Raw genomic sequence first — 11159 nt, forward strand, 5'->3', positions numbered from 1 at the left:
CTTCTCTATACACTGAAGGGCGATGGCGAGGGGGTTGGTTTGGACGGCTGGTTGATGCGGACGCTATGATCGGGGCGGGTGGTGTTGCGGGGCGGTGGGGATGGTACTGATGTCGGATGATGAGGCCAGTCTGGTGCAGGAGGTGCGGCAGGGGACTGCTGCGGCCTGGGAACAGTTGATTGCCCGCTATGAGGGACGACTGCTGGCATTCGTTCGCAGTCGCTTGCAGGACGACACGGCGGCCGAGGATGTGGTGCAGGAAGCGTTTCTCGGCTTTCTGGTCTCGTTGCCCAACTACAATGAGTCCACGCCGCTGGAAGCGTTTCTGTTTTCGATTACGGCTCATAAATTGACCGATGTCTTGCGGCGAAACGGGCGTCGGCCACTGCTGCCTCTCATTCACAGCAGCGAGTCGCAAGCGGGGAATGAACCGGCCGATCGAGGGCGAAAAGTGTCGAGCATGGCCCGGTCTCAAGAACGGTCGGTCGCCCAGCAGCGGGTCCTTTCCGACTGTCTGAAAGGGTTAATCCATTCGTGGTTGAGTCGGGGTGAGTTCGAAAGACTGGAGTGTGTCGAACTGCTGTTCGTCCTGGGATGGTCCAACAAGACGGTCGCCGAGAAGCTGGGAATCAGCGAACAGGCCGTCGCCAACCACAAGGATTTCACTGTCCGAAAGCTGAAGGAGGCCGCTGAGGCGGCTCGGCTGAGAGATGTCGACTGGAATCAACTGAAACTGGATTCTTAAAGTGAGTCTCAAAGCGACTCACCGCGAACGGGTGCAATCTGTCCCGCATCCGCACTGAGATCCATGGCCTGATATGGCCTGATGGTGACGAAGTTAATCTTCTGTGGCGGAACTGCAGGAGGTCTTCTGCAGTTTTTCCAGAGCCCACTGAATGGCTTCCTGGACCAGAGCGGACGCTTCGTTGAGGCAGTCCGTCAGTTCGGGAATGAGGGAGGCGTCGCCCGAGTTGCCCAGTACGATCGCGGCATTGCGTCGCAGTCCATCCCAGCCGGGGCGTGAAAGGGGCGTCGTTTGAAAACGGGTCTGGAACTCTGCCTCACTCAGCTTGAGAATGTCGAGTGCGCTGGCGGGTTGCAGATCAGGCAGGGGCTGGAAGATCGGGTCACTCGTCAGTGGTGACTTACGGTTCCAGGGGCAGACCTGCTGACACAAATCACATCCGAACAGCCAGTCTCCCACGCCATCTCGCAGCTCAGTCGGGATGGGGCTGCGGAGCTCGATTGTGAGATAGGAAATGCAGCGCCGCGCGTCGAGCACATGTGGGCCCACGAATGCATCCGTCGGGCAGACGTCCAGACAACGGGTGCACGTGCCACAATGGGACGTTTCGTGCGGTCGGTCGGGTTCAAGTTCCAAGTCCGTCAGCAGGGCCGCCAGCAGCAGCCAGCTTCCCGCTTTCCTGTTGATCAGCATGGTGTTTTTGCCGAACCAGCCCAGCCCGGCGAGTCGGGCGAAATCCCGTTCCAGCAGGGGGGCCGTATCGACGACGCCACGTGTTCGCGAGCCAGGTCGCAGTTGATGAACGCGATCGGCCAGTTGCTTCAGTTTTTCTCGTAGCGCGTCATGGTAGTCTGCGGTGCCGTGGGCATACCGCGCAACGCGCGCCGAGGCCCGTCCCGACGGGTGTGGTTCTTGAGGCTTCCTGTCGTCGAGGGTGTTGTAGTTGATGCCCAGCATCACGATGCTGCGGACGTCTGGCATCACGTGTCGAGGGTGCTCGTAGGCATGTGCTCGTCGTGCGATGTAGCCCATCTCGCCAGCGAATCCCTGTTCGATCCACTCCGTCAGCCGCTCGTAACCGGGGGGAGTCATCGCCGGGGCGATTCCGACCAGATCGAAGCCGGCTTCACGGGCCGCTTGTTTGACTGCTGCCGTTAACGGTTCGTTGTGCATCCGAGGTTGATCCGCCGCGTGGTCCATGCGACTGAGTCTAAGGTGACGACCTCTCTGAAGGAAAGGGGGGGGGAGAGCTGTTCCGATGGTTCGAGGCGGATGAAAACCTGGCAGGGGTGAGTTATGATCGCCGCAGGAGCAAATCGACTCTGTTCAAGTCTTTAAGGAGAAAACATGACGCGTTCACTGATCATCGTTTTGGGGTTCCTGGTAATGGCCGCTTCGGCGGATGCCGCGATTCAGACTAAGAAGGTCACCTACAAACATGGCGACACAGACTGCCACGGATTTCTGGCGTGGGACGATGCCATTGAAGGGCCTCGTCCGGGTGTGCTGGTGTTCCATGAGTTCTTCGGGCTGGATGCCTATGCGAAGCGGCGGGCTGAGCAGTTGGCGAAGCTGGGTTACGTCGCCTTTGCGGCCGATTTGTACGGCGAAGGGAAACTGGTCGATCATCCCAAGGACGCCGGCGCGATGGCCGGGCAAATCCGTTCCAACGTCGAGGACTGGCGGAAGCGAGGACTGGAAGCCCTGGAAGTGCTGAAGTCCCAGCCGCAAGTCGACAAGACCAAACTGGCGGCGATTGGCTATTGTCTGGGTGGATCGACCGTTCAGCAGTTGGCTTTCGCAGGAACGGATCTGAAAGCCGTTGTCAGCTTCCACGGTGCTCTGGTGGTGCCGACTCCTGAACAGGTCAAGTCGATCAAGTCCGCCGTGTTGATCTGCCATGGAGCAGATGACTCGTTTATTAAGCCTGAAACGATTCGCGACTTCAAGAACGCACTCGATTCCAACGGCGGAAAATACACCTTCAAATCGTATGAAGGGGCTCGACACAGCTTCACAGTTCCCGAGGCGGATGCAACTGCGAAGAAGTTCAACCTGGACGGTCTGCGTTACAACAAAGACGCTGATGAGAAGAGTTGGGCCGATATGCAGGCGCTGTTCAAAACAACGCTGGGCAAATAACCCGCGGATGACTCGGCGATGATATTGCCGTACGGAGCCGTGGTCGGACGATGTGATTTTCGTGCAGAACTTGCGCGAGACCCGTCGTCCGGTCACGGCTTATTTCGTGAGTGAGCGAATGGACGCTGCCGGTGTGCAGGCTTTGAAGACCATTTGCGGGTCGGCTCGGTCGGGCTGTTCCTGATGATCAGGGGCATCTGCGTCCCCTGGCGCTGTTTCGGTCTCAGCCTTCTGCCGGGAACGATGCGCTCGCCGAATTCCCCGTGTGGATGTGTCACCCCCGGCGTAAAGGGTAAATGTGCGGCTGACCTGACCAACCACATTCCCCGCCTCGTCCATGACGGGACCACCGCTGGAGCCCTGACCAAAATCGGCGGTGACATTCATCCAGAGGATGTCATTCTCGTCCCGCTCATAATTGGCGATGTAGCCGGCGGAGAAGTAGAAGAAGCTGTCACCGGGATGCCCGATGACTCGAATGGCACTTCCCGGAGGAGTCTTCGACTTCAGTGGCAGCGGCGTCAGGTTTTTCTTTTCAATACGGAAGATACACGTGTCGGTATCTCGATCGGCGGCGAGCAGTTCGAGGACAGGGTAAATCGTACCGTGGATGTCCATCACAACGACTGCGTCGTCCTGATCTTCATGATCGAAGACATGCGCACTCGTCGCCAGGATTCCATCCGGATGAACGGCGAACGCGGTTGAAAAGGAGGTCTGCCAGGACGTTTCCTCTTCCGTGGGCCGGGTAATTCCCGCCACAAGAAACACGCTTTGCGTGGCACGTCGGTAAAGCTCAACGGTACTGAGGGGAGTTGTTGCTGGCGCGGGAAGATTCAGGGGGATATGGGTTCGATCCAGTTCGGGGCGAAGCTCTTTCGTCGTGCGTGACTTTTTCTGTTCGATCAAATCCATTGTTGCGGTCGTCAGGCGGACAATGATTTCGTCGACCAGGAACTCGGGATAGTCCTCTACCGAGTCGGCGTCGGCCACAGGGGACGTGACCCCTTCGTTGCTGATTGGCCCCTTCTGGCTTTTGTTGTTCCGGGGGACCTGTGCCACGGCCATCGGTCGAACTTGTTGCCAGCCGGTCACGACAGAAATCAGTGTCGCCAGCAAAAGACAACTTAAAATCGTGGTCCAGCGTCGCATGTGGGCATTTTCTTTTCTAAGGGCGGGCGTTCGGGAAGTAAATGTACCCAAAACAGAGCCAGAGAGTTATGCTCCAAGCCGTTAATCCTCAGCTCGCCGACTCGGGAATCCAAAAAATGGTATCGCTCGCACTACGATTGATCCTGGTTTTCAGTTGCCTTGGTATCGCTCAGGCTCAGGACGATTCGAACTCGTCTTCACCCGTGGATCGGGCTCCTGTGGAAGCGGCCGAGTCGCCCGGAGAAGCTCAGGACTCCAAATCTCCTCAGGAGACCGCGAAGGAAACTGCGGCCGAATGGGAAGAAAAAACGGCTGAGGAAGTGGCCAAGCTGGCGAAGCAAGTGGATCAGGAACCGATCGCCAGGACGGTCTCTGCGGGCATTCTGCAGCCGATTTATGCATTGGCAGAGAAACTGGCCTTCCGGTCTTTTCACTGGGTGGCTTTTGCCCTGATGGTAAGCGGTGTCGTAAGTTACACACTTCAACTTGTCCTTGGAAAACTGATCGTGTTGACGCGATTGGGCTTCAGCTTTAAGGAAATTGCGTCTGACGCCGTCGGTTTAGCGATCAGCGTGTTTGGCCTGGTGCTGACCACCCAGGCGGCCGCTGAGAACTCGACCTTCACGCAGAGCCCCTTCGCGGTGATTTCCGCGACGGTCGTCGGTTTCATCGTCGGAGTGATCCTGTATTTCTGGGGTCAGTCGCAGGAACTGCAGGCGGCGGCAGGGCGATCTCAGGTTGCTGCGCATCGATAACGCGTGGGAATCAACCGCGGCAGGCGGCAGGCGGCAGGCACAGGCACAGGGAATGAGTCGGCCCATCACGCGGGGCATACTGCGCCCCGCGAGGTGGCTGGATGACTGCGCTTCCGTGAAGGAACCGCCGTCGGGCAAGATCCATGGCAATTGGATCTGCCGACGGCGCGTTGCGGACGGGTATCACTCTTTCGCGAAGTGCCGCTACGGGAGTCTGCCCCGGGCCAGGCAATAGTTATTACGGCCGGGAAATGATGATTACTTCTGCTGGACGAGAGCTGCGGCGTAGGTGACCAGATCACTTCGCTGTTCCGCGTTGCGCATGAGAACATCAAAACGCCCCGCTTTTTCGCAAAGTTCGGCGAAGGCTGCGGCGAAATCGTGGTCTGCACTCACCAGATATTTCTCGGCAATCGGCAGTGCCTTGTCGAGTTGTTCTGTGCGTGCCAGCAGGTCGACCATGACATACGCGATCATGGCCTGGCTGGGGCTATCCGATTCGTTCTCGAGCTGACCCTGGAAGTAGGCGAGTGCCTCGTCGCGATGGTCGTTGAGCAGATACTTAAAGAACTGAATATGAGCCGCGTAGAACTCGGTGAAGGGTGGCTCGCCCGGATATTGGAACTGAGGGGAGAGCTGGACACCGTATTCGGCCAGGTCCAGGGCGAGGGGCAGATCCGGGTGAGTCGGTGACAAGGATCGGGCAAAGCGGACCGTGGAGTGCAGGTGCGATACGTCGATGTGGTAATTGTTCTCCGCGAACAGCCACTCCCGTCCGGCGGTCAGTTCCTTCAGCGTGGTGACCGGTGCGGCGACGGGGATTTTCTGCTGGACTTCCCGCTGAAGGGATTGCAGCAGGTCCGCGTGCAGTGTTCTGACCAGCAGGGCCGCACAGGCAGATCGCTGTTCAGGAGTGAGGCTCATGTAAGCCTGATCCAGGGATGTAATCGTACTGCATGTGCCATGGGTCCTCAGCATGATCTGCATCCCTTTCACGGGATGGAGCAGCTTGTAGAAGGCCAGATCAATTAACTCTTCGGATTGCTCGGAGGTTTCCTGCGGCAGCTCAATCGCTTCGATGGCATCCCGCAGGGGTTGTGTTTCGCGGAGGGCGTGGAAGTAGACGAATGACTGGCCGAGCTTGTTGTCTTTCAGCAGCAGGTTGGCCACTTCGCGGGCGGCGGCGATGTAGGCTGCTTCAAACTCATCACGCTTTTCAGCCGGGACATCGTCGAATGAGGTCGGGCGATGCAGTGGGGCGCCGAGCTCGTACTTCTTCTTCAGGCAGAGGGCATCAAACAGTTTGTGATATTCTTGTTTGTCGCGAAGTGTCTGCGAGAGTTGCTCGAAGACGGCGGCAGCACCCCCCTGGCGGCATTGGTCTTGAAGTTGAGTGAACGTAGCATCCGACATTGTGGCGATTCCCGATATTCGCAATGACGACAAAACAGTGCACAGCGCGTTTCAAAACGGTCCCGCGGATGGCGATGTTCGGCTGGATCCTGGGGGGACCCGATCGCTTGCGCACCATTTTCCTCTCCGATCCGGATCAGAACCGACCTGCGCACCATCGCTCACGGGCACTGAACAGTTTCGTAGCGTAACATTGGGACCGAGGAATGGCCACGCGGCGACAGTGATCAGTCTTGGTCAGGGCTGCACCTATCGCTGCAGGGATACGAAGGAACGGTTTCTGTCGGCGCGGATTACTTGACCTGCAAGGGGTCAGGCAGGCTCGACTTCGCGGCAAAAATGACGACGAAAGTGCAGCAGCGCGGGCCTTCGACTACAATCGGCGGCACGTGAAACCAACTCTTTTAACAAGGTTTGTTCTGAATGATTCGAATTTCTTTGTGTGCCGTGGCGGCCCTCCTTTGTCTGTCTGCGACGTCCCTTCAGGCAGAAGACAAGCCCTTCGTTCCTGATGCCGGGTATACCTCGTTGTTCGACGGTAAGACTCTGAAAGGGTGGAAGGGATCACTCGACAGTTATGCCGTGGAAAACGGCAATCTGGTCTGCGTCGCCGGCGGTGGTGGCAATCTGCTGACAGAGAAAGAGTACTCGGACTTTGACATCAAGTTTGAATTCAAACTGACTAAGGGAGCCAACAACGGTTTGGGCATCCGGTGCCCGGAGCTGGCGAAGGGGGCTCTGCATCTGGACGGAACAGAGCTGCAGATCCTGGACGATTCCGACGAGAAGTATAAAGATCTGCAGAACTATCAGTACCACGGTTCTGTCTACGGCGTTGTCGCGGCGAAGCGTGGTTCATTGAAGCCGGTCGGTGAATGGAATCGACAGCAGGTGATTTTGAAGGGTCGGCATATCAAGATCATTGTGAACGATGTCACGATCGTTGACGCTGATCTGGACGCAGTTACCAAAGATGGAACGCTGGATAAGCAGGCCCACCCGGGTCTCGCGCGGGCCAGCGGCTACATTGGACTGCTGGGGCATGGTGACCGGGTTGAGTTCCGTCATTTGCAGATCAAGTCGCTCCGCTGAAAGCGGGCCGAGGGCCCTGGTGATGTGAAACCTCACCGGGGCTCCTGGTGAGCTCGGCTTCCCATGAAGGACTGCTTGTCTTCGATTTGGTCAGGAATGGACTTATGCTCAATCGATTCTTTCAGGTGGTGTGTCTGTGCGGTCTGATTCTGTCCGGGACGTCGCTGGCCCATGCGGGCGACTGGCCTCAGATTCTGGGACCTCATCGGAACGGTATCGCTGACGCCGAGCAAATCGCTGACGAATGGCAGGGGGGAAAGCCCCCGCAACTGTGGGAGGCCCGGATCGGGGCGGGGTTTGCCGGCGTCTCAGTCCGTGGCGAGACCGTGGTGCTGTTTCATCGCGAGAAAGGAAACGACAAGCTGACGGCCTTCGATGCCGCAGAGGGAACGCCGCGATGGACGACGAACTTTCCATCCACGTTTCGGCCTCAGATTGTCGAGGACAACGGTCCTCGCGCCATGCCCACGATCGATCAGGATGCTGTCCTGGCCTATTCGCCACAGGGGGGGCTTTACTGCGTCGATCTGAAAACGGGTGAGAAGCGTTGGGAACGACAGACACACGAAGACTTCGGTGCGAACGGCGGCTACTTCGGTGCAGGTTCTTCGCCGCTCGTCGTCGGCAAGCGGGTCTTCGCGATTGTTGGCGGTGATAAAAAGCGAGCCGGAGTCGTGGCTTTCGATTTAGAATCGGGAGCCACCCTGTGGACGGCGATTAACGACCAGGCGAGCTATTCGGCACCGGTTCTGGCCGTCGTCGACGGTACGCCGCACCTGCTTTGTATCACGCGATTGAATCTGGTTTCTCTCGACCCCGAGACAGGGGAAGAACGATTTCGCACTCCGTTTGGCCAGCGGGGTCCCACGGTGAATGGGGCACTGCCTGTGATCTCGGGAAAGCACGCGCTGCTGACCGCGAGCTACGGGATCGGAGCTCAGTTTCTGGAACTGAAGTCGAAGGGGGTTGAAGTCGTCTGGAGCGATGAGCTTCTTTCGAGCCAGTACACCACGCCCATTCACATTGACGGGGCGATCTATGGAATTGATGGCCGGCAGGATGGCGGAGAAATCTCGCTGAAGTGTTTTGATCCCGTCACACGCAAGGAACACTGGTCAAAGTCCGGATTTGGCTACGCGACGCTGATCGCTGCTGATGGCAAATTGCTGGTAATGCAGACGGACGGGGTCCTGAAACTGGTTCGACTATCGAAGACCGGATACGAGGAACTGGCGTCGACCGAACTGCTGTCCGGCACAACGCGAGCACTGCCCGCCCTGGCAAACGGTCGGTTCTACATCCGTAACGAACGAACCTTGTCCTGTTTCGACGTTGCCAAACGCTGACCAGATCCAGGAAGTGACTTCATGCGGATTGCTGTTCTGTGCGACCACCCCTTCGCCAGCCCCCTGATCGACGCGTTGCGAAAGGGTGTCGATGGACACCGTTTGTCCCGCATCGTTACGGTCGGAACATGCTCCACGAAGGGGGCATTGTTTCCCGAGGTCAATCACAGTGATTCGTGGGAAGAACTGCTGGTGTCAAAAGAAATTGACGCCGTGATTGTCGACGGTGCAGGACAGCATGTCCTGGACGGGGTAAAGCAACTCGCCACGGCGAACGTCCCGCTGGTTTTTATTCCACGAGCGGATCAAGGGTCGACTCTGGCCTATGAACTGAGTCTGATTCGTGACGACAATCATGTGTTTCTGTACCCGCTGCTCTGGCACCGCTTTGATAACGCTGTCATCGCCCTGAAGACGGCAATCCAGACGGGCAGGCTGGGACGCATTCAGTTTCTGCAACTGCATCACACCCTTTCGCAGCCGCAGGAGGGGATGGCGATCCCTCAGCAGGAGATTGATGCCCGCTTGCTGCACGATGTGGATCTGGCGCGGTGGCTGATGGGCGACTACAACCAGATTACGGCGTTGCGGTCCGGCACGACGGACGCCGGGGTCCTCATGCAGAACGTGGTCTTGTCACGAGGCTCGCTGCCCGAGTTCAACTGGCAGATTCAACCGACTGTCGGGAGGGACGACTGGAATCTGACGGTCAAAGGAGAGCGGGGGACGGCCCGCCTGTCACGTAGCGGCTCAAATGGAGCGTGGCGGTGTGAGATCGAGAGCGACATCGTCGAAGGAAATGAACCTGAGACGGCGCGTCAGGCACTGGCCGCAATCAGCATGGCACTTCACGAGGCAGGGGGCGAGAAAACGGTCTCTGCGGATGACGATTGCTGGGGGGAACTGGTCAAGACGTTCGAGACGATCGACGCGACTCATCGGTCAGTGAAGCGGCGCCGCACGATCGAGCTGCATTTTGAGCCGATGTCGGAACGGGCCATCTTTAAAACCCAGATGACAGCGCTCGGTTGTGGACTGCTGGTTGCGACGCTGCCGTTGACGCTCTGCTACCTGGGGATTGCCAGTCTGATCCCACTCCCTTCATCGGTTCTGATTGGCTTGCGAATGCTGATCTTTGCACCGCTGGTCCTGTTTCTGATCGTCCAGATTCTGCTGCCGCTGACTCGTCCTTCGACGGCCGAACGGCAGTCAGCGACTTCGTCGTCAGAACTGTGACTGATTCGCCGCGATCTGCTCGCGCGGGGACGTCAATCCATTGAGGTGACGATCGACCGGGATGATTTCGGGCGTTCGCTTGCGGAATCGGTTCCACCAGTGGCAGAACCAGTCGAGATAGAGGTACACGACCGGCGTTGTGTAGAGCGTCAGCATCTGGCTGAAGATCAGTCCTCCGACGATCGCCACACCGAGGGGTTTTCTCAGCTCTGCCCCGTTGCCCGTCCCCATGGCCAGAGGGAGTCCACCGAGCAGTGCCGCCAGCGTGGTCATCGTGATCGGGCGGAAACGAAGCAGGCAGGCTTCGAAGATCGCCTCTTCAGAGGACTTGCCCGAGTTGCGTTCGAGTTCGAGCGCAAAGTCGATCATCATGATGGCATTCTTCTTGACGATTCCAATCAGCAGCAGGATGCCGATCATGCCCATGACGTTCAGTTCCATCCCGCAGATCCTGAGTGCCAGGAAAGCTCCCACCCCTGCGGAAGGAAGTGTCGAGAGAATGGTGATCGGGTGAATGTAACTCTCGTAGAGGACACCCAGCACGATATAGACGCAGACGATCGCTGCGATGATCAGCAGCACCTGATTCTGCTGCGATTCCTGGAAGGCCTGAGCCGTTCCCTGGAACTGACCCTGAATACTTTGTGGAATTCCCAGTTCGCGGAACGCCTGCTCGATTCGAGGGACAACATCCCCCAGCGCGGTGTCCTTCGCGAGGTTGAACGAGATCGTGACGGACGGGAACTGGCCGGAATGGTTGGCGGACAACGCCGAGTTTCTGGATGTCTGTCGGTAGAGCGAACTCAGCGGAATCTGAGCGTCGTTGGCCCCTTTGACAAAAATGTGCTTGAGGGAGTCAGGGCTTTGCGAAAATTCTGATTCCACCTGCATGACGACATAGTACTGATTCATGGACCGGTAGATGGTCGAAACCTGTCTCTGGCCGAACGCGTCGTACAGAGTGTTGTCGATGGTCGCCATGTCGATTCCCAGCCGTGTCGCGGTCGGGCGGTCGATGTTCAGACGGGTCTGCAGTCCTTTGTTCTGCTGGTCGCTCGTGACGTCCACCAATCCTTTGACGTTTCGCATCTCCCGCAGCAGCTTGGCCCCCCAGGTATTGAGCTCTTCCAGGCTGTCCCCTTTGATCGTGTACTGATAAAGCGCGCTGCTCGTTCGACCGCCAATGCGAAGATCCTGCACCGACTGCAGGACCAGAGTGGCCCCGGGGATGGTTGCGGCCTTCTTGCGGATGCGGCTGATCACTTCATCGGCACTCAA

The 11159-nt window shown here is 58.0% G+C and carries 10 protein-coding genes; 6 read left to right on the forward strand and 4 right to left on the reverse strand.

Features of this window, described 5'->3' with window-relative positions:
* The first annotated feature begins 109 nt into the window (after positions 1–109).
* Positions 110–745 (forward strand): RNA polymerase sigma factor, encoded by a 636-nt coding sequence (locus VGE80_RS15280; RefSeq protein WP_440593260.1) that lies wholly within the window; start codon positions 110–112, stop codon positions 743–745.
* Between the two features lie 93 nt (positions 746–838).
* Here the strand turns inward: VGE80_RS15280 and queG are convergent, their stop codons facing one another.
* Positions 839–1918 (reverse strand): tRNA epoxyqueuosine(34) reductase QueG, encoded by a 1080-nt coding sequence (gene queG, locus VGE80_RS15285; protein ID WP_440593261.1) that lies wholly within the window; start codon positions 1916–1918, stop codon positions 839–841.
* A 174-nt stretch (positions 1919–2092) separates the two neighbouring features.
* Here queG and VGE80_RS15290 point away from each other — a divergent pair, with 174 nt between their 5' ends.
* Positions 2093–2887 (forward strand): dienelactone hydrolase family protein, encoded by a 795-nt coding sequence (locus VGE80_RS15290; protein ID WP_397568554.1) that lies wholly within the window; start codon positions 2093–2095, stop codon positions 2885–2887.
* Between the two features lie 99 nt (positions 2888–2986).
* Here VGE80_RS15290 and VGE80_RS15295 read toward each other — a convergent pair whose 3' ends face one another.
* Positions 2987–4039, reverse strand: a complete 1053-nt coding sequence (locus VGE80_RS15295) for a S1 family peptidase (RefSeq protein WP_440593262.1) — start codon at positions 4037–4039, stop codon at positions 2987–2989.
* 68 nt (positions 4040–4107) lie between these two features.
* Here VGE80_RS15295 and VGE80_RS15300 point away from each other — a divergent pair, with 68 nt between their 5' ends.
* Complete coding sequence (locus VGE80_RS15300) at positions 4108–4794, forward strand: hypothetical protein (RefSeq protein ID WP_440593263.1); 687 nt, start codon at positions 4108–4110, stop codon at positions 4792–4794.
* A gap of 258 nt (positions 4795–5052) precedes the next feature.
* Here VGE80_RS15300 and VGE80_RS15305 read toward each other — a convergent pair whose 3' ends face one another.
* The gene (locus VGE80_RS15305; RefSeq protein ID WP_440593264.1) at positions 5053–6207 is read right to left on the reverse strand and encodes a hypothetical protein; all 1155 of its coding nucleotides are present in this window, start codon (positions 6205–6207) and stop codon (positions 5053–5055) included.
* A gap of 423 nt (positions 6208–6630) precedes the next feature.
* Between VGE80_RS15305 and VGE80_RS15310 the strand changes: the two genes are divergently transcribed.
* The 3 genes from VGE80_RS15310 (at position 6631) to VGE80_RS15320 (ending at position 9881) form a co-directional block, all read left to right on the forward strand.
* Entirely contained in the window at positions 6631–7299 is a 669-nt protein-coding gene (locus VGE80_RS15310) for a 3-keto-disaccharide hydrolase (protein WP_440593265.1), read from the forward strand.
* A gap of 104 nt (positions 7300–7403) precedes the next feature.
* Complete coding sequence (locus VGE80_RS15315) at positions 7404–8645, forward strand: outer membrane protein assembly factor BamB family protein (protein ID WP_440593266.1); 1242 nt, start codon at positions 7404–7406, stop codon at positions 8643–8645.
* 21 nt (positions 8646–8666) lie between these two features.
* The gene (locus VGE80_RS15320) at positions 8667–9881 is read left to right on the forward strand and encodes a hypothetical protein (protein ID WP_440593267.1); all 1215 of its coding nucleotides are present in this window, start codon (positions 8667–8669) and stop codon (positions 9879–9881) included.
* Here VGE80_RS15320 and VGE80_RS15325 read toward each other — a convergent pair.
* A partial coding sequence (locus tag VGE80_RS15325) for an efflux RND transporter permease subunit (RefSeq protein WP_440593268.1) occupies positions 9870–11159 on the reverse strand: 1290 nt, incomplete at its 5' end. The two genes, VGE80_RS15320 and VGE80_RS15325, sit on opposite strands and share 12 nt — an antisense overlap.

Origin of the sequence: Schlesneria sp. (genome assembly GCF_036405755.1) — a bacterium.
In the GTDB taxonomy this organism is placed as follows: Bacteria; Planctomycetota; Planctomycetia; order Planctomycetales; family Planctomycetaceae; genus Schlesneria; species Schlesneria sphaerica.

Excerpts from the sequence above, each read along its gene's own strand:
- VGE80_RS15280 (WP_440593260.1), top strand. The coding sequence starts at position 110 with ATGTCGGATGATGAGGCCAGTCTGGTGCAGGAGGTGCGGCAGGGGACT.
- queG (WP_440593261.1), bottom strand. The coding sequence starts at position 1,918 with ATGCACAACGAACCGTTAACGGCAGCAGTCAAACAAGCGGCCCGTGAA.
- VGE80_RS15290 (WP_397568554.1), top strand. The coding sequence starts at position 2,093 with ATGACGCGTTCACTGATCATCGTTTTGGGGTTCCTGGTAATGGCCGCT.
- VGE80_RS15295 (WP_440593262.1), bottom strand. The coding sequence starts at position 4,039 with ATGCGACGCTGGACCACGATTTTAAGTTGTCTTTTGCTGGCGACACTG.
- VGE80_RS15300 (WP_440593263.1), top strand. The coding sequence starts at position 4,108 with ATGCTCCAAGCCGTTAATCCTCAGCTCGCCGACTCGGGAATCCAAAAA.
- VGE80_RS15305 (WP_440593264.1), bottom strand. The coding sequence starts at position 6,207 with ATGTCGGATGCTACGTTCACTCAACTTCAAGACCAATGCCGCCAGGGG.
- VGE80_RS15310 (WP_440593265.1), top strand. The coding sequence starts at position 6,631 with ATGATTCGAATTTCTTTGTGTGCCGTGGCGGCCCTCCTTTGTCTGTCT.
- VGE80_RS15315 (WP_440593266.1), top strand. The coding sequence starts at position 7,404 with ATGCTCAATCGATTCTTTCAGGTGGTGTGTCTGTGCGGTCTGATTCTG.
- VGE80_RS15320 (WP_440593267.1), top strand. The coding sequence starts at position 8,667 with ATGCGGATTGCTGTTCTGTGCGACCACCCCTTCGCCAGCCCCCTGATC.